The sequence below is a fragment of the Paenibacillus sp. ACRRX genome, from assembly GCF_022346885.1.
In the GTDB taxonomy this organism is placed as follows: Bacteria; Bacillota; Bacilli; order Paenibacillales; family Paenibacillaceae; genus Paenibacillus_B.
In genome coordinates, this window is record NZ_JAKRNK010000001.1 from 1,011,039 (window position 1) to 1,033,650 (window position 22,612).

Below are 22,612 nucleotides of genomic sequence, written 5' to 3' on the forward strand. Positions count from 1 at the left end.
TATAGATGAGCGTATCGGAACAGTTCAAGCCTGCGTTTTTGGAAGACGTGGTTGGCGACCGGTTCGGCCGTTATTCCAAATATATAATCCAAGATCGAGCTATTCCTGATATCAGGGATGGTCTCAAGCCGGTTCAAAGGCGAATTTTGTATGCGATGTACGAATCCGGAAATACACCTGACAAGCCATACCGCAAGTCCGCGAAGACAGTAGGGGACGTTATGGGGAATTATCATCCTCATGGAGATTCTTCAATCTATGATGGTATGGTACGTATGGCTCAGCCTTGGAAGATGGGGCATGTGTTAGTTGACGGACATGGCAACTGGGGTTCGATGGACGATGATCCAGCAGCGGCCATGCGATATACGGAAGCACGCTTATCGCCGATTGCGTTGGAGCTGCTGCGGGATATCGAGAAGGACACTGTATTGTTCCGTCCGAATTTTGATAATACAGAAGAGGAGCCGGCTGTACTGCCAGCTCGCTTTCCGAATCTGCTTGTAAACGGTTCAAGCGGGATATCCTCTGGATTTGCAACGGAGATACCGACGCATAACTTGCGTGAGATTATCGATGCTTGTGTGGCTCTCATTGATAAGCCGAGTGCTGGATTGGATGATATTCTGAACATCGTTCAGGGACCAGATTTCCCAACGGGCGGTATCATTATGGGCGAAGAAGGTATCCGTGAAGCATATCGGACAGGCAAAGGTCGTATATATATTCGTTCCAAAACGGAAATTGAGGACATGCGTGGTGGACGCCAGCAGATTGTCATTACGGAAATTCCGTATCAAGTAGTGAAGTCTCGACTGGTCACGGCGATGGAGAATATTCGGTTGGAGAAAAAAGTAGACGGCATAGCAGAAGTTCGCGACGAGAGTGGTCGTGAAGGTTTGCGAATTGTTGTTGAATTAAAGAAGGAAGCGGATGCACAAGGCATTTTGAACTATTTGTTCAAGAAGACCGATCTTCAGACCGCTTATAACTTCAATATGGTGTCAATCGTTAATAAGACACCAATGCAGTTAGGCCTTATGCCAATGTTGACGGCGTATATCAATCACCAGAAAGAAGTCGTGACGGCACGAACCACATACGATCTCAAGAAGGCGGAAGACAGGGGTCATGTACTGGAAGGGCTTGTGAAGGCACTTGATATTCTGGATGAGGTCATCGCAACGATTAAAGCATCGAAGAATCGTCAGGATGCACAGCAGAACTTGGTAGACAAGTTTGGCTTCTCTGAACGACAAGCGGATGCTATTTTAACGCTGCAATTGTATCGACTTACAAATCTTGAACTGTCATCCCTCGATAAGGAGCTTAACGAGATTCGCAAAAAGATCGCCGATTTGCAAGCTATATTGGCCAGCGAACGCAAGCTGTTGTCCGTGATTAAGAAAGAGTTAACAGACATTCAGCAGCGATTCGGCATTGATCGTCGATCTGCCGTGCAAGGTGAGATCGAGGAAATAAAAGTGAATCTCGAAGTGATGGTGAACGCCGAAGATGTAATTGTCACGGTCTCAAATGACGGTTATGTCAAACGGACAAGCATGTTGTCGTTTACTCGCTCTGGAGGGGAATTGCATAGCTCAGGCGTCAAGGAGGGAGACCATATTCGTCATGTGTTAGAAGTAAACACGCTGGATAAGCTGTTGATCTTCACACAGAAGGGACAATATTTCTCGCTTCCCGTCCACTTGGTGCCTGAATTCAAATGGAAGGATAACGGTACAGCAATCGTCAATGTGATTTCAATTGCCAAGGAAGATCAGATTGTCGCGGTGATTCCGGTGAAGTCATTTGACGATGAAGCGTTATCACTAATGTTTGTCTCAAGGCGAGGTCAAGTGAAACGTACACTGTTGAAGGAATACGAAACTAATCGTTCAGCCGGAGTAGTTGCGTGTAAAGTATCAGACGGTGATGAACTGCTGCAAGTCATGCTGTCAGACTCCGCACAAGAACTGTTGTTAATAACGAAGCTGGGCATGTCCATTCGCTTCCATGAAGGTGAGATTAACCCGATGGGAAGAGCGGCGAGCGGTGTTCGTGGCATCCAATTACGCGAAGATGATGAGCTTGCAGCTGTCATGCGGGTAAGTGGGGATGAGGGTGAAGTGACAGTCATTACGGACATAGGTTGGGGCAAACGTTCTTTGCTGCTTGATTATCAACTGCAAGGCCGCGGAGGCAAGGGGATACAGACGTTTGAATTCAAAGAAGGCAAACGTGTCAAGCCTAACGGGTCTAAGTTGATTGGCGCATTTTACAGTAAAGAAGCATACTCCATCATACTGCTTAGCAGCACCCACGCCGCTCATCAGTTGATCACAGAGCATGCTCCTTTAATGGATCGCAAATCGATCGGGAAGTCACTTGTCTCCTTAGAGAAAGAGGAATACCTGGTTAAAGCATTTGTCTTATAAACTGCTTCCCAACGCGTAATACCGCATTTGCTCATTGTTTTCCTTTCTATGATCCGTTAATCAAACGGTTTATGCGGGGGATCAAACATTTCGTTTAATTTCAGGGCAATATCCAACATAACCCACAATGGGGCCGGCTCATCGAGGCGGCTGCACCATTGTGGGTCTTTTATTATTCCAGCCTCCCAAGCTTTCCTGAACAGTTCGTTCTTCCAATTGTCCATCGTCATGCTCCTTTCCTCATTGTGTCACCCCGTACAAATGCCTACATTCCATCTTATGAAAAAGGAGAGTGAAGTGTGCCGAATGTTGTCCGTTTTCGTTTATATTTAAACATCCATCATATCGAATGATGACCAAGGCATGCGGCATGTGGTATAATTTAGTTGTTTTGGAGAAACGGGATGAGATGTAGGAGGGTTATACGATGAACGCGAACGATTTCTCGAAGCTATGGTCGAAATTATCAAAGGATTATAAAGGCGTGATGGATGAAGCGCTTGCACCAAGTTTGACCGAAAGTCAGCTCATCGTGCTGGAGCGTGTCTCCGAATATGAGCGCGTGAAGCCCTCTGATTTACTTCAGCATCTTGCAACAACCCCGGCAGCGGTCACCACTCTGCTGGATCGTATGGAGAAGAACGCTCTTATTATACGTGAGCGTGATATGGGAGATCGCCGTATTGTCTGGGTTAGCTTGACACCGTTTGGGCAACAAGAAATGCGCCGAGGAATCCATATTCGCGAGTCGTATTGGAACGACATTTTGAATCGGATCTCGACGCATAACCAGCAACTGCTTATTTTATTGCTGAATAAGTTAACGAGTGGAGCTCCTCCAGGAGCTTCGTTGCAACCGTCTGGAACAGGCTCAAGAGGGCCAAATTCACAGTAAGATGGTTTATTTATGAGATGAAAGTAATGAGAATATATGAGTGCTATAAGTCCGTCCTTGCTACGCTACTTACGTCAATGCTTTAACGACAGCAGTATGAGGTCGGGATCTGAGATGTTTCATGGCGGAATTCAGCATCCGTTTCATGTCATCTCTTTGTTTTTTGCTCCAAGTCGAGGTTTGCTTCTCGTAAGCAACTGCTTTTAAAGGAACGATTTTGTAGGTCCTTTTTGATTTTGTACCTGCTCTGTATACCCACGTAGGATGGACCTCGGTATCCAGAATTTGAATAGTCCCGTCGGCTCCGCGTTTCTTTATGGTTAGCTGCAGCATGACACCAATATCTTTACCCTCTCCGCGCTGGTTAGATACAAAGTTACCCATTGAATACATAATGATACCATCGCGTTTATGTCCGTCTGCAGCGTGTACAGTTACGCGTTCATAGGGTTGAAGCACGTGTGGGTGTGAACCTAAAATAATATCTGCCCCCGCAGCCACCAGCTTGCGTGCCAGCTTGATTTGCTGTTGATTCGGATCGGGCTCGTACTCATTCCCAAAGTGAAGTGCAATTGCAATAACGTCCGCTCCTGCTTGACGGGCTAAACGGATGTCTTTGATGATCTTGTCTTCATCAATAAGAGCCACCATGTAGGGTTTATCCTTGGGCAGCGATATTCCATTCGTTCCGTAAGTGTAGGCAAGAATGCCAAGCTTGATCCCGTTTTTCTCGATAACGGTAGGCTGTTCGGACTCCCACTTCGAAGCAAAAGTACCCTTCGTAATGAATTGACGCTGTTTAAGTACCTCTAATGTCTTCAAGACTCCTCTTTCGGATCGATCGAGTGAATGGTTGTTAGCATTCGTGACGATATCAAATCCAGCGTAACGTAGTGCATCTGCTAACTCTGCCGGCGCATTAAATCTAGGATAACCAGTGTACTCTCGCTCACCGCCAAGCAGCGGTGTTTCCAGATTGGCCCATGCAAGATCAGCTTGTGTAATATAAGGCTTGACCAGATCGAAATAGCTGTTAAATGAATAGCCTCCGGTCTTTCGATTATAGTAAGCTGGAAATTGGGGACTGTGCATCATAATGTCTCCGACAGCTAATAACTTAAGCTGCTGATCGTGCTGGTTCGCTGATTCGGCACTTGGATAAGTTGAGGTAGATGACTTGTCGCCAGGGGCAGTTGGTGTCGGCAATTGCGCGGTATGGGATTGACTGTCGTTCCCTGACTCCTGCTGGATTGTGTGTGATCCATGCTCTGCTTGCTTTAGTGGACCAACATTCAATTGACACGCTGCAGTTAACATCAGCAGCATAGCAATAGAGACAAGGTACAGCCCTTGCCTCCATTGAGACGATTCCACGTGGCATCGGTCCTTTCGGTCGGGTCTACCATTAAGATAACGTATTTAATTTGGTGTTCATTAAGTCTACTACATCCCAGTTATTCCATGGATAAGTGGGAGGCGGTATAGATCTAAATGCCATTAACTCTTTAGTTGTGGGATGGCAGAAAGAAAGATATGTGGACCAAAGTGCGATTTGTTGGCCTGCTTTGTTAAGAGCTGCTCCGTATCTTTGATCCCCATACAAAGGACAGCCGATTGCCTGCATCTGAACACGGATCTGATGAGGTCTTCCGGTATGTAATTCCACAAGAACCAGAGACAGATTATCATGTTGGCCGATTACTTCATAGTCCAGTCGTGCCTCTTTGGCATCTGGAGTACCCGGGTTGGCAGTCCGTACTGTATTGGTGCGGCTGTCTTTAAGTAAATAATGTCGAAGCGAAGCGCGAGATTGTGCCGGCATTCCGTGAACGACAGCAATATAACGCTTGGCCAATTCCTGTTTCCGTACCGTATCGGAAAGGCGTGACGCTGCTTTGGATGTCTTGGCAAATACCATTGCGCCACCCACAGGGCGATCAAGTCGATGTACAAGCCCCAAGTAAACGTTCCCAGGCTTGTTGTAGCGTACTTTAAGATCATTCTTGAGCAGTGTAAGCATATCTTCATCATGCGTAGAATCAGCCTGTGACAGCACGTTCACAGGCTTCTCTACAACTAGGATATGATTGTCTTCGAACAGGATTGGAATCGTAGGCGCTGTCTCATATCCCATAAGATCTATGCCTCCCAGCGACCAAGTATACCGCACGGAAGGGCAAGCCCCGTTTCAGTAGTCGGCAGTCCAATCTCACCGCACGTTATCGTTCCGCCGTACTGTTTCTTCATAGTTAAATGAAGCATGTTTTCTAACACTGCAGGCGAGAGGCCTGTCGTATAAGAATTAATCAACATAAACAACGGATTGTCAGACATAATAGTCATGCACAATTCAAGGAACGGATAAAGACTTTGCTCAAGCTTCCAAGTCTCGCCGTTTGTCCCGCGTCCATAGGATGGTGGGTCCATAATGATTGCATCATACTTGCTGCCACGGCGCTGTTCTCGTTGTACAAACTTAAATACATCATCTGTAATATAACGCACAGGGCGGTCAGATAAGCCAGATAGCTGAACGTTCTCTTTCGCCCACTGTACCATACCTTTGGCAGCATCGACATGACATACTTCTGCACCAGCATAAGCACATGCAACAGAAGCACCGCCAGTATATCCAAACAAATTTAACACTTTCACAGGGCGCTTGGCTGCTGCAATCTTGTCCATCATCCAGGCCCAGTTCACTGCTTGTTCTGGAAACAGTCCAGTATGCTTAAAGCTTGTTGGACGGATATAAAATTGGAGATCACGGTATCTGATCGTCCAGCGGTCAGGTACAGGCTTCTTCATATCCCATTGTCCGCCGCCTGAGGAACTTCTGTGATAATGTCCATGAACGTTATGCCATCTCTTGGTTTCTTCCGCGATTGGCCATATAATTTGCGGATCAGGTCGACGCAATACAATATCTCCCCAACGTTCCAGCTTTTCTCCGCCACCAGTATCGATGACCTCATAGTCTTTCCAATCTTGAGCCATGTACATCACGATAATTCTACCTTCCTTATCTTCACAAAGTCGCTAACCGCTATTGTACTACAAAATGCGCTGCGAAGCTATGGAAGCAGCTCAAGAGAGTGCATGAAACGCAAGGGGCATGCAGGATCGTTGGTTATGCGTTAGCCGTCAACAAGTAAACTTGTAGCCGACGCCGCGTACGGTCAGAATAAAGCGGGGATTGGCGGGATCGGGTTCTATTTTCTTGCGTAAATTGCTGATATGTACCATTAACGTGCGGGTGTCACCAAAGCTCTCCGAGTTCCAAATCAGTTGATACAGCTGTTCCAGCTTAAACACTTTGTTAGGAGATTGCGCAAGGTGTGTCAACAAGTCAAACTCTTTGGAAGACAATGAGATGACACGTCCGTCAACCTTAACGGTGTGGCTGTTCAAATCAAGTTCCAGACCAGGATAGGAAATAATATCTCCTTCGGAAGCAGAGTTTTCTTGAATCAAACGGCGCCTTAATTGAGCCTTAACCCGGGCTACGAGCTGACTGGGACTAAATGGCTTCGTAATGTAATCATCTCCACCAATCGTCAAGCCTAATATAATATCGACATCGTCACTTTTGCAGCTAATAAATATGATCGGCACAGTGGATGTTTTTCTTATCTGCTTGCATACTTCGATGCCGTCCAATGACTTTAACAGGATATCGAGAACAATTAGATCCGGCTTGACGGTCCTAGCTAATTCTAATGCAGCATGTCCGTTATCTGCTACATAGACTTTAAATCCTTCCCTTTTCAAATACAGTGAGATCAATTCCGTTATTTCAAGTTCATCATCCACAATCAATATTTTGTGTTCAGCCATATGAAGCTATCACCTCCACTATCATCCCCATTATAGCGAATGTTGGTAGAAGATGACAATGATAGGATTGGAAGATCTCGCCAAATGAATTGCGGTGATATACAATGAGAAAAAGCAGGAGGTGCAGAACGATTAGACGCATATCATTTCATATAATTGTAGCCCTAGTAGTGGTTACTATATTGCTAGTTCAACTCATCAGCGATGTATCTCAGCGCAAGCTTGCACCTCAATCCTTATTTGGCGTGATGGATCTTCGCTCCTGGGACTTTGCCAAAGACGGCTCAGTTTCATTAAAAGGCAAGTGGGAGTTTACATGGAAAGAACTAGTGCGGCCGGATCAATTCTCGAATCCAACGAGGGAGCGCCAATATGTGCAAGTACCCACGTCCTGGAATCAAATGATCTTAAACGATTGGCCATTAAGCGGAACAGGATATGCGACTTATCGGATACAGATTCTTAAAGACAAAGAAGCCGGGATGTTGGGAATCTGGCTGCCTGCCATATACACATCATACAAAGTATGGATTAATGGCCACCCCTTTGTCAGTGAAGGGAAAGTGGGGGATGAACCGGAAAAAGCAGTCCCCGGCATGAAACAGCGTCTTGCTATGATGGTGTTTGATGATGAAATATTGGATATTGTTATACAGGTCTCTAATTATTCCTATGTCAAAGGCGGGATGTGGCAAGCACCCGAAATCGGATCAACCGAGCAGATGATTCGCAAAAGTAAAATGGAAACCGTAAGAGATGCGGTCCTCTTCGGATGTCTCTTTATTGTTGGCCTTTATCATCTGGGTATGTTCCTAGAAAGAAGGCAAGATGTATTCACTTTCCATTTTGGACTGCTATGTGTTGCGATCTCACTTCGTATCTTAGCGGTCGGGGATATGCTGTTGTATAACTGGTTTCCATGGATCCCTTGGGACAGCGTGGTCAGGCTTGATTACTGCTTGACGATATGCGCCGTAATGTGCGGTGTTAGTTACGTCAAGACATTGTTTATAAAAGAGTCTCATCGAACGTTGTACCGCTTTATTTTGATTGTGGGCATGGTGCTATTCGGTTTAACACTTGCGTTATCGACGATCGTGTTTACGTCTTGGATGCTTCTTTATCAGGTCTACATTGTCATTGCGATGTTGTTTATGTTGTCTGTTACGATTAAGGCTGTACTGAGACAACGTCTAGGTGCAACGATAGCTTTAATCGGGTTTACCGTGTTCTGTGTGCTCATAATTAATGATTTGCTTTACTATCAGGAACTTGCTCCAATAAGGGATTTGTCTCCTATCGGACTTGTCATTTGTGTATTTATGCAATCGCTGATGATATCGATGCGCTACTCTAATGCTATGGAGGAAGTGGAGTCCGTGTCCAGTGAGCTGCGTGAACTAAATACGGGTCTAGAACAGAGGATTCAAGTCCGCACAGGGGAATTGCTCCATATGAATGAGAATCTGGAACAGAAAAATAAAGAACTGGAGCGAATGGAAAATTCACGCAGGCACTTGCTGACCAATATATCGCACGATCTTAGAACACCGATGACATTGATTCGCGGCTACTTAGAAGCGCTTCATGACGACGTTATTAATGAACCTGCTGAGCAAAAAAAATATGTCAAGCTAATGCTCAACAAAATTAATAGTTTGAATCATCTCATCGGCGATTTGTTCGAACTGTCTAAGCTGGAAGCGAGGGAAGTACAGGTTACGATGGAGGATATGCTGCTAGAGCATTTTATTTCACACATTGAAGAACATTACGAGTTGGAATTACGTAGACGTGGTTTCTTATTTGCCTGTTATAACTTAACCTATCGGGATGCACCGCCGGTAAGCTTACATTTGCGTATAGATATCGATCGGATGACTCAGGTGTTTGACAACCTTATTTATAATGCAGTCAAATTTACACCTGCCGGCGGCACAATTAGTATCCGGGTTCAATATGTTGCGTACAAATCGTGCATTCACTTGGAAGTTACCGATACGGGTATCGGAGTGGACTCAGAAGATTTACCTTACATCTTTGATCGCTTCTACAAAAAGGACAAATCAAGAAATTCATCTTCTGGAGGCAGCGGTCTGGGACTTTCTATTGCGAAAGAAATTGTAGAACTGCATCATGGATCGATCTGGGCTACAAGTATGCAGGGACAGGGATGCACGTTTCATATTGAACTGCCTGCGCGATTGCAGTAGCAATCTGAGGTTGTCCAAAAGATGTTTGTTTGTATTATTTTAACTCGGAATGCTTCATGACATGCTGCATCATACTTAACGTTTGCTCACGTGAATGTTCGTCCATCGATTGCCACATTTGAAGAAGTCGCTGTGTTTCAACAGGCTGTTTATCCTGATTATCCGCATTCACCAAATAATCAATGGATACGTCAAAAAGAACTGCTAGTTTACGAATTGTATCGTAAACAGGCTGACGACTGTTGATCTCGTAATGACTGTATGCGGAACGTGTAACTCCGATATGCCGGGCGACTTCTTCTTGAGACAATTTACGAGACATCCGCAGTCTGCGTAAGCGCTCTCCAATTGTCATTCACTTTACTCCTTTTTTGTTCATGATAATGCTGCAGTAGGAATAGGGCACTATTTGTAATGTATGATACAATATGTATCGTGTCAAGAAAATTATTTTTACTGTGTGCAGAAATAAGGACTTAGCCAGGTAAGGTGAAATATTTACCATATTGTAAGGGCCTTGACTTGGTAATCGTGTGTGACCCAATACAAAAACGGCGTATCTTCCAAAAGAAGATACGCCGAATGTTTGCAAAATAATTTGTACAGTGGTTAAATAAGAGTTGTGTTCATGTATATAGGTTAGCTAAGTAGCATGCTGGGCTATATACGTTCGTAATTTACATTGTGCCTTATCCAACTGCCGAATCAACCTCGATGCGGTCGTGCAGTATACAACCTGATCATGTGTGTACTAGTAGAGCGAGAGGGCTAGTGTGTCGTTTTCTCTGCGAGAATGAAGTATCGCTTCTGACCCTACGATCTCGATACTGATTAATGTCTCCAGGCAAGTCTTAATGGCTCTTTTACCAGAATTGAGCTTCCGATTAAGTGCGTCTTTAAGTAGTGAAAATGTATTTTTGTGGGACACGGTTGTACAGAATACAGGTATTTTACGATCTTGGAAATCAATATATACAGTTTTCATTCATATCGGCCTCCTGTTTCATTCTATTTCTCTTGTTATTATCTTAAGGGGTGAACATTAAATTCACCTTAAAAACTGGCTACAATGTTGTTACAAAACGGCTGTTTTTGAAAAATATTTCGTCATTTTCATAGAGAAAAGGTATTGCTAATAGAAGAAAACGGCTGCTTCCTAGATGATTATGATTCATCTTGGAGCAGCCGTTTTATACGTTGGTATAGTGGACTAGCTCAATTGAACGTCTGCCCACATTTCCTCATCGTTTACCTGGAGCTGAATCTGTGAACGGAAGACACGCTGCCCATGTGTGTTATAAACATATTGTTCTAATGCTTCCAGCATATTAGTCTCAACAATATATTGTTGTCTGCCCTGCACCCATACTTGAGCAGAGAATCCATGTTCTTCATCCCAACACAGTTCAACCTCGATATCAGAAGGCTGAACTTGTCTACGCATCGCCATATTGAGGCAGATTGCATTCACAATTTCATCCATCGTCAAGGTTAAATTCATTAGTTCCACCGTCCGTCATTAGATGCTGGCTTACGGCGCTCACGCCACTTGCGAACAAACATCGAGATGACCATAACTAACACGATCAAAGCGATTACGTTCAGCATTAAGCCTAGAATTTCCCCCATCATTCCCATGTTGCCGAATAGCCCGCCAAATAGAAGCCCAGCAAGACCACCAATCATCAAGCCTTTCATTAAGCTTCCACCACTAAAGAAACCCCGTTTAGCTGTTGTTCCCGTATTTGTGTTTTTATTGGTCGAGTTGTTTACATTCGACTTGTTGTTGGTGGAATTGGAAGTACCTGAGTTGGATTTGCTCGTAGACGGATTATATTTCTTGACTCCTGAGCTGAATCCTCCTCGTTTAGCATCTACAACTCCTGGTGCTGTTACAGCGAACAGAAGTGCGACTACCAAAAAGACCGACATCCATTTGCGCATGATTTGCCTCCTCTAGAAGAATGGTTACCGTTTCGACATGCTTTACGTTTTCAACACACAAATGGTTTCAAAAAGATGATGGGATTTGTTACAATAGTCATAGACGGTAACTGCCAAGGAGGGAAGCACCATGTATGCAGATGGCTATATTCAATATTTGGTGGAATTCCACGTCACACGTGACTGGTTTGAATGCCATGAGATTATGGAAGAGATGTGGAAGCAGGAAACAGATGCTGATCTCCAGCAGACTTGGCTCGTGCTCATACGTTTGGCGGTGGGCTTATATCATGAACGACGAGGGAACTTGCCGGGCGCAGAGAAGATGTATCGTCAAGTTGAGAATAGTATACGGTCGATTGATTGGAAAGGTCTTGGCATAGAGGGGGATAAGTTAACATATATGGTGGGTCAGCGATTGAAGAAAACGGAACACCTTATGATGTCCTCAGAACGTGTCCGCGCTGATCGTGTATTTGAGACGATGAACTTGCCTATTGATGATCCCCATTTGTTGAAGCAGTGCCAGATTTATTGCAATAAGCACGGCTTAGGCTGGAATCTAGCAGACACGGACTTTACGGACGAACTGATCCATCGTCATCGTCTTCGGGATCGTTCCGATGTTATAGCAGCAAGACAGGCTGCGCTTAATCGAAGACTTCCTAACTGCTAACCTACAAGTGGGAAGTGGCTGCAAGAATATCAAATAACCGCAGAGTTCATTACACTCACTCTGCGGTCTTAGGACTCTTATTTAAGATGTTATTCGTCTTCACTAGTTGCTTCTAGCATTGTAACCACCCAGCGGCACCATTTAATCTGAGCTTCCGCTAATGTGATAGCTCGATTCAGTAAGATATAATCGCCGAAATGCAAGGAGCGAGCATGACGCTCGTTCTCAGGGATACGAGAAAGCAGTTTCTCATAATAAGCAATCTTAGTGTCTAGCTGTTTGAGTCGCGTTAAGAACAAAGGGATGGCAATGTTACGATCAGTCATCCATATACATTGTGCCTTCAGACTAAGCTCGTCCCGCGTCGCAGCATCTGCTGGCGCCTCCCCGAGCCAATTCATCACGGCCTTAGTTCCACTCTCAGTAATGGAATATACTTTCTTGTCTGGTTTATCTCTTTGTTCAATGCGTACGAATTGGACGAAGCCTTCGCGCTCAAGCTTGGCAAGAAGCGGATAGATCTGGCTATGCTTGGCCTGCCAGAAAGGCTGAATCCGCAGCATTAAATCATAACCGGAGCAAGACTCCCGGGCCAGTAGTCCAAGCAGTCCATACGATAAAGTGTTTAACATAAATGAATCCCCCCAATTCAACTGTTGGTGCCACTAAAGTTCCCCTGCTAGATAAACAAACATAATATTCATTTTGATTATATGAAAAAAATTACATAAATTCAATGGGTGATTGCTAAAATAGTCTAGATAAGGGTAAAGTGTCTTGCGCTGCCAACGAGGAAGGTTGTATCATGTGATGAGACTTTATTGTACAACATGATGGGGGATAATGATATGATTTCATCCATATCTGATGAGAATGCAGTTAGACAGGATATACCTGTTATTATATTAGCTGGGTTTCTAGGAAGCGGCAAGACGACATTGCTCCAACAGCTTCTGGCTTGGAGCTTGGAAGCTGGACTCACCCCGGCCGTTATTATGAACGAAGTTGGCGATGTCAATTTGGATGGCCAATTGCTGCCAGAACAGGTTCCGATGGAGGAACTGTTAAGCGGATGTATATGCTGCTCTATTCGGGGAGACTTTGGCGTCAAACTGCACGAATTGGTGTCCGAGCAGGCTCCAGATGTTATATATGTAGAGTGTACAGGCATCGCAGAACCGATGGAGCTTGTGGACACATTAACTGAGGTATCGTTATATGCTCCAGTACAATTGACACAGATTGTTACGCTGGCAGATACCGTCCAATTAGCCGATCAAGTATTTCCCCCGTCCGATGCGACGCGAGCCCCATCTAAGAAATTGGAGCGTCTTCTGCGTGAACAGGTGCGTGCAGCTAACGTGCTTGTGTTGAATAAATGTGATCTGCTGTCCGATGAAGAGGCAAATCGTGTCGAAAGCCATGTGTGTGCTTGGAATGAAACTGCCGTTAGGGTGCGAACAAGCAAGGCGATTGTGCCGCGATCAGTGTGGGAGCATGGCTTACTGACATCGCAGCAGCTAAGCAGCGACTTTATGTCAACACGTGTATCACAGGTGTCTTCCGACGAACGCAACGTCTGTACGTGCAACATGCATAAGGACGATGAACAGTATCATTCTGCTATTAGGAAAGAAGCGAGTCCCGAGCATACGTGCTCAATCCATCGTTCTCGTCAATCTTCCCATGCTCATGTGACTGTGTGGACGCACCCAATCGATAAGCCGCTCGACAGTGAACGATTCGAGCAATGGCTGATGGACCTTCCACAAGAAGTGTACCGTGCCAAAGGAATTGTAAGTTTCACCGATACATCTAAACGCTACATGTTCCAATATGCGTATCGTGCTACCGAGTTTATTCCGATTATGCCACAAGGCCAAGTGGATGATGTTATTGTGCTAATTGGGGAACAGATGAATGCGGATCAACTATACAAGCGACTGTCAGCTTGTATGGATGAAGTCTAATTAGTGAGCTGTTTGTGAGGTGTTAATAAGCCGTCCAGAGCTGAGCTTCTTGTTCTGGACGGCTTTTACATTTGCAGAGCTTAATGAGCCTGTAGGCACTGTTATAGGTGAGGTTTCACAACAATAACGGGATGGACGCAAGTGGGGAGGTTGGGTGTAGAATGTTGGGGGAACCGTGGAACTTAATGAGGGTAGAGTCGCTATCTTCTTCTGGATAAAATGGTTATAATTACAATTATAGCACACATAAAAAAGGAGTTGCGTTCAACTCCTTTTTTATGTGTACACGACAGTAATTATCTAGTTGCTGAAGGAGAAGGAGGGATATCTGTTGACGCACCGTTAGAAGACTTCTTCTCTTCCAAATAACGATATCCATCAGCGATCCATTCTAAAGCACCCGTCTCGGGATGAATCAGCATGCCATGTACTGGAATGTCAGAAGGTAGAAGCGGGTGGTTGCGTAAGATACGCACACTGTTCAGCACTCCTTCATGCACGTTATCGAATCCACGCAGCCAATGATGAAGCTTAATGCCAGAGTTTGTCAATGTATCCAGGACAACATCATCAACTCCGCGTTCCTTTGCTTGATCGATAATATGCTGCGAGTTCAAACCCGTCATGCCGCACTCATAATGGCCGACAACCATAACCTCGTTGGCCTCCAACTCGTAGATCGCTACTAAAACGCTGCGCACGACACTACCAAAAGGCTGAGATATAATTGCCCCAGCATTTTTTATGATTTTGGCATCCCCATTTCGCAAATTCATCGCTTTAGGAAGAAGCTCCACAAGTCTTGTATCCATACATGTAAAGATAACCATCTTTTTGTCGGGAAACTTGTTCGTTAAATATTGCTCGTACTCGCGATTACTGACAAACTGTTCGTTATATTCTAAGATTTCAAACATGTTGGACATTGATTTCCCTCCTACGCATTAATTAACTAAGTATGACGTTTGTCTATACAAGCCACATGCACCGAATAAATTTGCTGATTGCTCGACAATTTATAGTATCCGCTTCCTTGCGTATATAATCGCATCTGTTCTTCAAAGAAGACCGTCTGATGTCGATCAATGACGATAGGGAAGGGTGCATTGGTCAGAATCGAAACGTCAAATGCTGACGGTTCAGATACCAGCCATAGGCTTGGCACGCCGTTTACGGCACAGCCGCAGCCATCAGTATCATAAATGAGCTTTAATATTCCTGTTCCGTTCAACTGCTGCTCAATCGCTTCGATAGCGGCTTCCGTCAGCTGTAGATCGATCTTCATACAAGAGTTCAGCTCCTTTATGCAATAGCAATGAAAATTTCATGTGCTTTTGAAAGTTGATTATAAGCCTTACACAGCGTATCATCAAGAGGCAGGTTCAATTTGATACCGAGGTGATCGAAGCATGAGTACAACACAATCAGAGACAATTCAAAAGTTTCGAGATATCGTGACGAAGTTGAAGTCTTACGAAGAAGCGATAGGTCTGATGTATTGGGACTTGCGTACAGGCGCTCCACGCAAAGGTGCGCAGATGCGTTCGGAGACGATTGGAATGTTGTCTACCGATATGTTTAAGCTGGGCATTTCCGAGGAGATGGGACTGTGCTTGGATGCTTTGGAAGCGGATCTAGAGCAGTTGGATGCGACTACACGTAAGCTCGTAATAGAGGCAAGAAAGGAATACAACCGCAACAAGCTCATTCCTCCACAGCTTTATCAAGAATACATCGTGTTAACCTCCAATGCGGAGACCGTGTGGGAAGAAGCAAAGGCCAATCAAGATTTTGAAATGTTTAAACCTTACATAAGAGACATCGTAAAGATGAATCAGAAGTTTATTGACTACTGGGATGCGAAAGAGACGCGGTATGATACGCTGCTTGATATGTACGAGCCGGGAATGACGGTAGCTAAGCTGGATGCGATCTTCGGCAAGCTCCGCGATCAGCTGGTTCCATTGGTACAGGCAGTTCAGCATTCAGACAATAAGCCGGAGCACGGTTTCCTAGATCAATCTTTTGACATAGAAGGTCAGAAACAATTCAGTAACTTTATTCTAAAGCAAATCGGCTTCAACTTTGATGCAGGCCGTCTTGACGAGAGTGTCCATCCATTTGCGACAGGACTCAATCCGGGTGATGTTCGGATTACAACCAATTACTTACCAAATGACGTAGCAAGTGCTGTATTCAGTTCGCTGCATGAAGGTGGACATGCTCTGTATGAGCAAAATATCCGTGAGGATCTGGCGCGCACGCCTCTCTGCACGGGTACCTCGATGGGGATTCATGAGTCACAATCCCGTTTTTGGGAAAATTTAATAGGACGCAGCAGTCTGTTCTGGTCGCGCTACTTTGCAGATCTGCAAAAAGTATTTCCAGAGCAGCTTGGTGCTGTGAAAGTTGAGCAGTTCTATCGGGCAATCAATCGTATCGAACCGTCACTTATTCGCATTGAAGCCGATGAAGTAACTTATAACCTTCATATTATTATCCGCTACGAAATTGAGAAGATGCTGTTTAATGACAATCTGTCCGTAGACGATCTGCCTGACGTGTGGAATGAGAAATATGAAAGCTACCTGGGAGTGAAACCTTCTCACAATGGCGAGGGTGTGCTGCAGGATGTGCATTGGTCCAGCGGTGGTTTTGGATATTTCCCTTCTTATTCACTCGGAAACATGTATGGAGCGCAAATGATGAACAAGCTCCGTCAGGTCATGCCTGATGTGGACGAACGCATTGCTAGGGGAGACCTGCTGCCGATCAAAGAGTGGTTATCAGAGCATGTCTATCAGTATGGAAAATTGCTGACACCATCTGAAATCATTGAACGTATGACAGGTGAAGCGTTAAATCCACAATATCTGGTTGACTATCTTACTGCAAAGACGAAGGATGTATATGGTTTTTAAACGATATGACATCGTTTGACAAAGCAGTCTAGGTTGTTGCTTGTGCGGCACGATTTATATTTATAGCAGTTATAATAAGACTCTGCCTGTCGGATATCAAAGCCGATAAGCAGGGTCTTATTATATTGATGAGCTTAGGGTTTGGCCAAGTCTATCATTTTGATGGTTTACTTTTATAAAAGAAGTTAGGGGAATTCCAGGTGTTGTCATAGCTTTGATGAAAAATGGAAGTTGCAGCCGGAGACATGGGAGGGATAAGCCAAGTCCAGTCCCCAGTTATCGTTCGTCCTTCTGTTTGTTCTCGCTGCTCGAACTGCTTGAACTGGCGAGCAGCAGTATGATGATCAACGATACTTACACCTGCTTGCCTATAAGAATGAAGAACTGCTGCATTTAATTCAACTAGCGCTCGATCTTTCCACAAATTGATGTTGGAATGGGTGGAAAAGCCCATGTATTCAGCAACAACCGGCAGCAAATTATAACGTTCTTCATCTGCCAGATTGCGGGCGCCAATCTCGGTTCCCATATACCAGCCATTAAATGGCGCGGTATCATACCATAATCCACCCATCTCCAACCTCATGTTTGATACGATTGGTACAGCGTACCATTTCCAATTAAACGCACTGAACCATGCATATTCAGGGTGGGTAAGCGGAACTTCAAGTACATCTGGTTCTGGAATGTTTCTCCATACTGGTTCATCTTGCCCCCATTGGATGACAAGCGGCAGCAGATCAAAGGCACCGCCTTGGCCTCGCCAGCCCAATCGTTGGCACTGTGCTGTCAGTTCAACAGAAATAGGATCTCCGATCACACTATCAGCAGTCTTGTATCCAGCATAACGAATAAGCTGATCATTACAAATCTGCCAGCCATCCTCATGATCTTGATGGGATTTAAAGACAGTTATCGTGGGCCGAATTTGGCCACTATTAGTCGCATAACGGATATGTTCAAGCAGGGCATCAAAGTATTCGTCTGCTGTAGCCGCATGTCGCTGATCTATCACATGCAGCGTGTTCCAAAATAGCCTGCCGATACAACGATTGCTGTTGCGCCACGCCATTTTCGCCCCATGAATAAGTTCTTCGCTAGTATGTTCATACGTTCCAGTCTCGGCTATACGGGTTCGAATATCGGCCAGTCGGTGTTCCGTATATTCATCGGCAAGTTGCAATTCCGAATGACATGTTCGAATAAACAGTTCAGCTTGTCTATATAGAGAGGCTGTTTCATTTGGTATTAAAGTCATTAGGTTCCCCTCCCTGCGACAGATAAAATCATAATGACAGATTAACATAAAGTAGTGATTCCAAAACATCAGAAATGACACAAATTAATGACAGGTTGACGTGTTGTACACTGCATGTTACTATACCCATGGGGGTATAAATTACACGCTCAATAATACCCCATAGGGTATTTTATAAAATAACAATGATGTGAAGAGAGGCCAGGTGCTGCACATGTCACAGATGAAGAAAACAACAACTCAAGATGAGCCGGTTGTACAAACGAAAAATTCAAATGAGCAAGGACGTACTATAGTAATTGTTGGAGGAGTAGCAGGGGGAGCTTCTGCCGCAGCAAGGCTCCGCCGAATGAATGAGACCGATCATATTATTATGATTGAGCGCGGCGAGCATATTTCATTTGCCAACTGCGGATTGCCCTATTACATTGGCGGTTCCATAACAGACCGCAACAAGCTATTGGTACAAACGGTAAAAGGTCTTTCTGATCGCTATGCAATTGAAGTGCGCATCTGGAGCGAGGCCGTTTCCATTGATCGAGAGCGTCAAATTTTAAGCATAAAAAATGTTCAGGACGGAACGGCATATGAACAGCCTTATGATATTTTAGTATTATCACCTGGTTCAAAGCCAATACGTCCTAATTTCCCAGGCATTGATGAAGCAGACAACATATTTACGCTCCGGAATATCCCAGATACGGATTTGATAAAGTCACATGTCGATCAGCACGGCACACGGAAGGCAGTCGTAATTGGCGGCGGATTTATTGGTGTGGAAATGGCAGAAAATTTACGAGAACGCGGCATACAAGTGACATTAGTTGAGAAATCGGAACAGGTTATGAATCCGCTGGATCAAGAAATGGCAGCGATAGTGCACCAGCATATGCGAGATCACGGTGTGGAACTGCTGCTTGGCCAAGGGGTACAGGCTTTCGAACAGCAAGGGCATGTTGTTGTGTTGGATAGTGGACTCAAATTGGATACGGACATGACAATACTAGCCATTGGCGTTCAACCTGAGAATCAGCTTGCTGTTACGGCGGGATTGGATACGGGGGTAAGAGGCGCGATCCGTGTGAATGAGCAGCTCCAAACAAGTGATCCTCATATTTATGCGGTTGGTGATGTCATTGAAGTGAAGGATGCGGTTAATGGGCAGCCAACATACGTGCCGCTTGCATGGGGAGCAAACCGTCAAGGTCGTCTCATTGGAGATATTTTAAATGGAAGATCTGTCAGCTACAAAGGCGCATACGGTACGGCGATTGCGAAAGTATTTCAACTAACTGCTGCATCCACAGGCAATAATGAAAAAGTATTGCAGCGATCTGAAATAGCCTATCGTGTTGTGCATACACACCCATTGTCACATGCAGGCTATTACCCTGGGGCAGCCTCTATGTCATTAAAGCTCTTATTTTCTCCTGAGGATGGTCGCATATTGGGTGCGCAAGGTGTCGGCATGGCGGGGGTGGACAAGCGGATTGATGTGATCGCGACGGCAATGCGCGGCGGACTTAGCGTATACGATTTGTCAGACCTTGAACTTAGCTATGCACCGCCTTACTCCTCGGCGAAGGACCCTGTTAATATGTTAGGCTACATCGCCTCCAATATGATGGATGACTTGGTGGATACAGTCCAGTGGAATGAAGTGGATGCCTTAATCAGTCAAGGTGCTACTGTGATAGATGTGCGTGAGCCTATTGAAGTTCAGGCTGGACATATAGAGGGAACGATCAACATCCCGCTTCATCAATTACGAGCACAAGCGGAGAAGCTTCCCAAGAATGAAACTGTTTATGTGTCATGTCAGGTTGGCTTGCGCGGGTATGTTGCTGCACGTATGCTGTCACAACAGGGCATCCAGGTCCGAAACATCGATGGCGGATATAAAACGTATGCAACGATGGTTAAGGAACGGATCAGCCGTGCGTCGGGTGGAGGAACTTCAGGACAGGCAGCCTCGTCAGGTGAACCCGACAATGATCAGGGAGAGAGGCGCGCTGAACATACGGAGAAAATAGCCCCGTCAGATCCTAATCAACTGACTGCACACAAAGTAGTGGATGCGCGGGGACTTCAATGCCCAGGTCCCATTATGCAGCTGTATCAGGCCGTGCAAAGTCTGGAGGCAGGTCAGGTCGTGCATATAATGGCAACCGATCCTGGCTTTCGTTTGGATGCTCAGAAGTGGAGCGAAAAGACCGGGAATACACTACTGCACGCTGAGATGAAGGATGGTCAAGTTCATGTTTATATTCAAAAGGGAGCTCATGCTGCTTCACTGATGGAGCCCCCAGCAGCTGGCAGCTGCAATGCTAGTTCCAAGCTGCCTGCCGAAGTTGCATCGAACCAGCGGTCCGCTGATTCGGCTACGATGGTTGTATTCAGCGGAGAGTTGGACAAAGCGATCGCATCGTTTATTATAGCTTCAGGGGCAGCTGCTATGGGCAAGAAAGTGACGATGTTCTTCACATTCTGGGGCTTATCCATTCTAAAGAGGTCTGACGCGCCGCGGACAGATAAGGATACTTTCGGCAAAATGTTTAGTATGATGCTGCCTGGCAGCGCTAAGCAATTGCCATTATCGAAGATGAACTTTGGCGGCATTGGACCGAAAATGATTGAAACGATGATGGCACGTAAAAATGTCGACAGTCTGGAAACGTTAATGAACAATGCGATGGAGGCGGGTGTCAAGTTTGTCGCTTGTACCATGAGTATGGAGTTGATGGGTTTCACAGCCGATGAATTGCTGCCGGGTGTGCAGCTAGGTGGGGTAGCTACTTATTTAAGCGATGCGGACGATTCGGGCTTAAACTTATTTATATGACCCTCAATCCTAAGGTAAGTGGATGTTGATTGGTAAATGATAGGAACAAGAAAGTGATCAATATTAAATTTATTTTAATCAAAATGGAGTTCATACGATGGAATATAATGATGCTGTAAAAAACAGACTTAAGCGGGTAGAAGGACAAATTCGAGGGATTTTAAATATGATTGAGAAGGGGGAAGACTGCCGTAGTATTGTAACACAGCTTTCGGCGGTACGGACAGCGGTTGATCGTACGATAGGGGTCGTTATCGGCGAGAATCTCGCACATTGTATTCGGGAACAAGTTGAGGCAGGGCAAGATCCGGATGAGGTCATTCAGGAAGCAGTCGAATTAATCGTAAAGAGTCGATAGTGTGCCCAAAAAGGGTAATGTGATGTGAAGGCTGCTCATCACTTCAATAGGTGTAAAAAGAAGCTCCCGTGTATGACACGAGAGCTTCTTTTGTTTGTTCATCTGCGTTGTGCATCTTGAGCTGGCGCTGCAAGCTCTATTAACCAATAGGCGATTATCCGCATACGATGCACTAAGAACGACTTGCAACGAAACGGGAGTTGCAGGTGCAATGAAAGGAATGTGGAGGAGGGGTTCAGAATGCGGGTTTATAAAAGGGCAGGAAACGCTGTAGTTGTTGTTGTCCTCATCATGTCGGTTGTACTGAGCGCATGCAGCAGCAGCTCGGGAGCACGAGAGAAAGTTCGGCTGGGCGAAGTGGCAAGAACTATCTTTTATGCTCCACAATACGTTGCGCTGTCTCAAGGCTTTTTTGCAGATGAAGGTCTGGATGTCGAACTGCAGACAACAGCGGGTGGCGACAAGACGATGACGGCACTTTTATCGGGTGTTATCGACGTTGCTTTGGTTGGTTCAGAGACATCAATCTATGTCTACCAGCAAGGGGCGGATGATCCCGTAATCAACTTCGCACAACTAACCGCGACAGACGGTACTTTTTTGATGGCAAGAAACAAGCAGGATACTTTCGAGTGGAATGATTTGAAAGGTAAGGCATTTCTAGGACAGCGAAAAGGCGGTATGCCGCAAATGGCAGGCGAATTTACGCTGCGGAAGCATCACATTAATCCTCATGAGGATCTGGAATTGATCCAAAACATTGATTTTGCAAATATTGCGTCTGCATATGCTTCTGGAACAGGAGAATATGTACAGCTTTTTGAACCGCAGGCGTCGATCTTTGAACAAGAAGGAAAAGGACATGTGGTGGCTTCGTTCGGGGTGGAAAGCGGAAAACTGCCCTATACCGCTTATATGTCAAAAGGAAGTTTTCTAAAGAAACATCCAAGCACAGCACAAAAATTTACGAACGCGCTCTATAAAGCACAACTTTGGGTTGCTGACAATAGTACCGAGCGAATTGCTGAAGCCATTCTTCCTTACTTCAAAGACGCGGATCGTAACATTGTAATTCGTGCCGTGCAGCGGTATAAAGAGCAAGGTTCTTATGCATCCGATCCTTCTTTTGACCAAGAAGAGTGGAGCAACTTATTAGATGTACTGCGGACAGCAGGCGAGTTAAAGCAAGATGTCGCAATTGATAAGCTCGTGGACAATCAATACGCAGAGCATGCGCAGACTAACGTGAAATGAGAAGTG

Annotated in this window: 22 protein-coding genes; 9 read left to right on the forward strand and 13 right to left on the reverse strand. The window is 45.2% G+C overall.

The genetic code is table 11. The features are described from left to right. Nucleotides 1-5 precede the first annotated feature (5 nt). The gene (gene parC / locus MH117_RS04610) at nt 6-2,438 is read left to right on the forward strand and encodes a DNA topoisomerase IV subunit A (protein WP_239327455.1); all 2,433 of its coding nucleotides are present in this window, start codon (nt 6-8) and stop codon (nt 2,436-2,438) included. Nucleotides 2,439-2,494: 56 nt separating this feature from the next. Here the strand turns inward: parC and MH117_RS04615 are convergent, their stop codons facing one another. Further along, complete coding sequence (locus tag MH117_RS04615) at nt 2,495-2,662, reverse strand: hypothetical protein (protein ID WP_239327456.1); 168 nt, start codon at nt 2,660-2,662, stop codon at nt 2,495-2,497. A 203-nt stretch (nt 2,663-2,865) separates the two neighbouring features. Between MH117_RS04615 and MH117_RS04620 the strand changes: the two genes are divergently transcribed. Beyond that, the gene (locus tag MH117_RS04620) at nt 2,866-3,333 is read left to right on the forward strand and encodes a MarR family winged helix-turn-helix transcriptional regulator (protein WP_239327457.1); all 468 of its coding nucleotides are present in this window, start codon (nt 2,866-2,868) and stop codon (nt 3,331-3,333) included. A gap of 69 nt (nt 3,334-3,402) precedes the next feature. Here the strand turns inward: MH117_RS04620 and MH117_RS04625 are convergent, their stop codons facing one another. From MH117_RS04625 to MH117_RS04640, 4 genes are all read right to left on the reverse strand, one after another. Further along, nucleotides 3,403-4,707: a CapA family protein gene (locus MH117_RS04625; RefSeq protein ID WP_239327458.1), complete on the reverse strand. Its 1,305-nt coding sequence runs from the start codon at nt 4,705-4,707 to the stop codon at nt 3,403-3,405. A 31-nt stretch (nt 4,708-4,738) separates the two neighbouring features. Beyond that, on the reverse strand, nt 4,739-5,467 hold the full coding sequence (locus MH117_RS04630) for an RluA family pseudouridine synthase (protein WP_239327459.1): 729 nt from the start codon (nt 5,465-5,467) through the stop codon (nt 4,739-4,741). A gap of 5 nt (nt 5,468-5,472) precedes the next feature. Then, nucleotides 5,473-6,336, reverse strand: a complete 864-nt coding sequence (locus MH117_RS04635) for a class I SAM-dependent methyltransferase (protein ID WP_239327460.1) — start codon at nt 6,334-6,336, stop codon at nt 5,473-5,475. 141 nt (nt 6,337-6,477) lie between these two features. Continuing rightward, nucleotides 6,478-7,170 (reverse strand): response regulator transcription factor, encoded by a 693-nt coding sequence (locus tag MH117_RS04640; protein ID WP_239327461.1) that lies wholly within the window; start codon nt 7,168-7,170, stop codon nt 6,478-6,480. A gap of 170 nt (nt 7,171-7,340) precedes the next feature. Between MH117_RS04640 and MH117_RS04645 the strand changes: the two genes are divergently transcribed. Continuing rightward, nucleotides 7,341-9,383 (forward strand): sensor histidine kinase, encoded by a 2,043-nt coding sequence (locus tag MH117_RS04645; RefSeq protein WP_239327462.1) that lies wholly within the window; start codon nt 7,341-7,343, stop codon nt 9,381-9,383. Between the two features lie 34 nt (nt 9,384-9,417). Here the strand turns inward: MH117_RS04645 and MH117_RS04650 are convergent, their stop codons facing one another. From MH117_RS04650 to MH117_RS04665, 4 genes are all read right to left on the reverse strand, one after another. Then, complete coding sequence (locus tag MH117_RS04650) at nt 9,418-9,738, reverse strand: helix-turn-helix domain-containing protein (protein ID WP_239327463.1); 321 nt, start codon at nt 9,736-9,738, stop codon at nt 9,418-9,420. Nucleotides 9,739-10,134: 396 nt separating this feature from the next. Continuing rightward, nucleotides 10,135-10,368: a 3-dehydroquinate dehydratase gene (locus MH117_RS04655; RefSeq protein ID WP_239327464.1), complete on the reverse strand. Its 234-nt coding sequence runs from the start codon at nt 10,366-10,368 to the stop codon at nt 10,135-10,137. A gap of 225 nt (nt 10,369-10,593) precedes the next feature. Further along, the gene (locus tag MH117_RS04660; RefSeq protein ID WP_239327757.1) at nt 10,594-10,884 is read right to left on the reverse strand and encodes a YxcD family protein; all 291 of its coding nucleotides are present in this window, start codon (nt 10,882-10,884) and stop codon (nt 10,594-10,596) included. Further along, nucleotides 10,884-11,327 carry a hypothetical protein gene (locus tag MH117_RS04665; RefSeq protein ID WP_239327465.1) on the reverse strand — a complete coding sequence of 148 codons (444 nt, stop codon included), beginning with the start codon at nt 11,325-11,327 and terminating at the stop codon, nt 10,884-10,886. Before MH117_RS04665 ends, MH117_RS04660 begins: the two co-directional genes overlap by 1 nt. 130 nt (nt 11,328-11,457) lie before the next feature. Here MH117_RS04665 and MH117_RS04670 point away from each other — a divergent pair, with 130 nt between their 5' ends. Next, a complete protein-coding gene (locus MH117_RS04670) occupies nt 11,458-12,003 on the forward strand; it encodes a DUF309 domain-containing protein (RefSeq protein WP_239327466.1) in 546 nt (181 codons plus the stop codon). A gap of 89 nt (nt 12,004-12,092) precedes the next feature. On the opposite strand, the gene MH117_RS04675 is transcribed toward MH117_RS04670, so the two are convergent. After that, nucleotides 12,093-12,635 carry a PadR family transcriptional regulator gene (locus MH117_RS04675; RefSeq protein ID WP_239327467.1) on the reverse strand — a complete coding sequence of 181 codons (543 nt, stop codon included), beginning with the start codon at nt 12,633-12,635 and terminating at the stop codon, nt 12,093-12,095. Between the two features lie 216 nt (nt 12,636-12,851). Between MH117_RS04675 and MH117_RS04680 the strand changes: the two genes are divergently transcribed. Next, a complete protein-coding gene (locus tag MH117_RS04680) occupies nt 12,852-13,973 on the forward strand; it encodes a CobW family GTP-binding protein (RefSeq protein WP_239327468.1) in 1,122 nt (373 codons plus the stop codon). Nucleotides 13,974-14,269: 296 nt separating this feature from the next. Here MH117_RS04680 and MH117_RS04685 read toward each other — a convergent pair whose 3' ends face one another. Beyond that, a complete protein-coding gene (locus MH117_RS04685; RefSeq protein ID WP_239327469.1) occupies nt 14,270-14,899 on the reverse strand; it encodes a beta-class carbonic anhydrase in 630 nt (209 codons plus the stop codon). Between the two features lie 26 nt (nt 14,900-14,925). After that, complete coding sequence (locus MH117_RS04690) at nt 14,926-15,258, reverse strand: iron-sulfur cluster biosynthesis family protein (RefSeq protein WP_239327470.1); 333 nt, start codon at nt 15,256-15,258, stop codon at nt 14,926-14,928. A gap of 124 nt (nt 15,259-15,382) precedes the next feature. Between MH117_RS04690 and MH117_RS04695 the strand changes: the two genes are divergently transcribed. Next, complete coding sequence (locus MH117_RS04695) at nt 15,383-16,894, forward strand: carboxypeptidase M32 (RefSeq protein WP_239327471.1); 1,512 nt, start codon at nt 15,383-15,385, stop codon at nt 16,892-16,894. Nucleotides 16,895-17,048: 154 nt separating this feature from the next. On the opposite strand, the gene MH117_RS04700 is transcribed toward MH117_RS04695, so the two are convergent. Continuing rightward, nucleotides 17,049-18,152, reverse strand: a complete 1,104-nt coding sequence (locus tag MH117_RS04700) for a nitric oxide synthase oxygenase (protein WP_239327472.1) — start codon at nt 18,150-18,152, stop codon at nt 17,049-17,051. Between the two features lie 223 nt (nt 18,153-18,375). Between MH117_RS04700 and MH117_RS04705 the strand changes: the two genes are divergently transcribed. From MH117_RS04705 to MH117_RS04715, 3 genes are all read left to right on the forward strand, one after another. Continuing rightward, nucleotides 18,376-20,994, forward strand: a complete 2,619-nt coding sequence (locus tag MH117_RS04705; protein WP_239327473.1) for an FAD-dependent oxidoreductase — start codon at nt 18,376-18,378, stop codon at nt 20,992-20,994. Between the two features lie 97 nt (nt 20,995-21,091). Further along, the gene (locus MH117_RS04710; RefSeq protein ID WP_239327474.1) at nt 21,092-21,352 is read left to right on the forward strand and encodes a metal-sensitive transcriptional regulator; all 261 of its coding nucleotides are present in this window, start codon (nt 21,092-21,094) and stop codon (nt 21,350-21,352) included. A 240-nt stretch (nt 21,353-21,592) separates the two neighbouring features. Continuing rightward, nucleotides 21,593-22,606, forward strand: coding sequence for an ABC transporter substrate-binding protein (locus MH117_RS04715; protein ID WP_239327475.1), 1,014 nt, complete (start codon nt 21,593-21,595; stop codon nt 22,604-22,606). Nucleotides 22,607-22,612 lie beyond the last annotated feature (6 nt).